2 protein-coding genes are annotated in these 1,723 nt (G+C 51.9%); one reads left to right on the top strand and one right to left on the bottom strand.

Translation table 11 applies throughout. From position 1 onward, the window contains the following. On the bottom strand, window positions 1-446 hold a 446-nt coding region (locus tag VE954_RS37815), incomplete at its 3' end, for a type II secretion system protein (RefSeq protein ID WP_324962937.1). 371 nt (window positions 447-817) lie between these two features. Between VE954_RS37815 and VE954_RS37810 the strand changes: the two genes are divergently transcribed. After that, window positions 818-1,723: hypothetical protein (locus VE954_RS37810; protein WP_324962935.1), on the top strand; the 906-nt coding region annotated here is incomplete at its 3' end.

Here is a 1,723-nt window from a genome sequence, read left to right as displayed (position 1 = left end):
AGGTCCTGCTGAAAACGCACGCAGAAATACATCGTGCTATCGGCTGAGCTGGTCGGGTTGCCAATGAACTTCGAAGTTTGGCAGCGCTGGATTGCTGTGGCAACAAAGTCGTGACGTGGCGCAGATACAGCCGCCAATTGTGGGGGCGTGAGGCCTGTTGTCACCTGTGGGCTAAGATTGACAAAAGGATAAGCAGCCATCGTCTGGGCGATATTCGAGGCGGTAAAGCAGCCTGAGCTTGGGGGATTCCTGCCTAGATTCTTCATGATCTTGAGAAGGGACTGGTTCACCTCTTCAAAATTGAGTTTTGTGGCAAGCTTGGCTCGGGCCCGCATGGAATTTATAAAGGCTTGACCTGCGGTTACGGCGATAAGCGAAATAAGGGCCAGTGCCACCAGCACGGACACGATCGAAAATCCGGCCTCATGATCGTGCGTAATTTTCATGGAAATACCCTTGTTGTTCGCCGTCTCCATCGGTGCAAATGCGGGTTGCCTTGACTGCTGTTTTGGCCACTAATATTAGAGACTGTATCCGTTTGAATTCTGTGAGGATAATCCGGATCAAGGTGACCCTCGATTCCGCGTGAAGGTTTAGGGTAGTCCCGTATCCAATGTTCCATCCTCTTATGAATCAAAAGATCCTGCTTCAAAAGCGGAGCGAAATTCGCATACAGCGCGTGACTCTGTGCCGTCTTAATGCGGCAGGCATCGCCCTCCTCTTGATCGCAGAGTGAAATTGCTATTATCATGGCAAAAAATCGCGGAATTGAAGGTGTTCTTTATAAAATCCGATGAGCTTCAGATGAGGAGGTTCCATGCAATTTTCAAGGTTAGAGACTGGAAATGCGAGCTTGGCTTCCGTGTTCGGACTCATGGCAGTTCTGGGTATCTATGTCCTTAGCGATCACAAGAAAACTGATAACATGCGAATGGAAGTCCTGGGGCGGAGTCTCGATTCGATAAGCAAACAGGCCAACGAATCCGCGCTGGCGCGGACAAAAAGCCTTTTACAAGTTGATAGTTCCGGCATTGCTGCGGTCAAGGTGACAAACAACTCTTTTCAGGCAGTAGGAGGCAGCAGCTATCAAGTGTTGGATGGCAAGTTGCTGCTTAAGACTCCCGATCCGCGCTCGAATTCCTGGACGTCGGTAGCGAACACGGTGAACCTCACGATGCTGAATAGTGAGGTCGCAGTGGAAAAAGTTGAACTGAATGCGGTCGGAACTGCGACCGCTTTAATTGCCGTGGCAAAAACCGCCGTCACATCGGGCCATTTGACAAAAGCCCATAGAACACGAGTCCGTTTCGATTTGGCGAGTTTGAACCCGCCTATTTCTGGCAGCATTGCAAGCTCCGGAAATCCTGCATCAGGGCCTGTAGCGAGCAACCCTGTGACCTCACCTGCGCCGTCAAACCCTTCTGGAACTTCCACCGGCCCCATCCTCGCGAGCAATTCCCCAAATGCAAGTGGCGGCCCTTGCGGAGGCACGCCGTCTCCTGGCAATTCTGCGGCTTCTAGTCAGACAGGGAGTAATAACGCCAACTCTTCTGCTCAGGGACAGAACACGGCAGCCTCCGCCCAAACAACGGCCAACTCTGCGGCAACCTGCTCGCAATCCCAAACAGGTGGGAATTCTGCAACGGCAACGACGACCGCAACAGGCGCCAATGTAAATGCAAAGAGTACAACCACCACAACTGGCAATAGCGCAACATCGATC

This window comes from Oligoflexus sp. (genome assembly GCF_035638955.1).
GTDB lineage: Bacteria > Bdellovibrionota_B > Oligoflexia > Oligoflexales > Oligoflexaceae > Oligoflexus.
The sequence above is the reverse complement of the archived record's forward strand: the minus strand, read 5'-3'. Positions and strand labels throughout refer to the sequence as shown.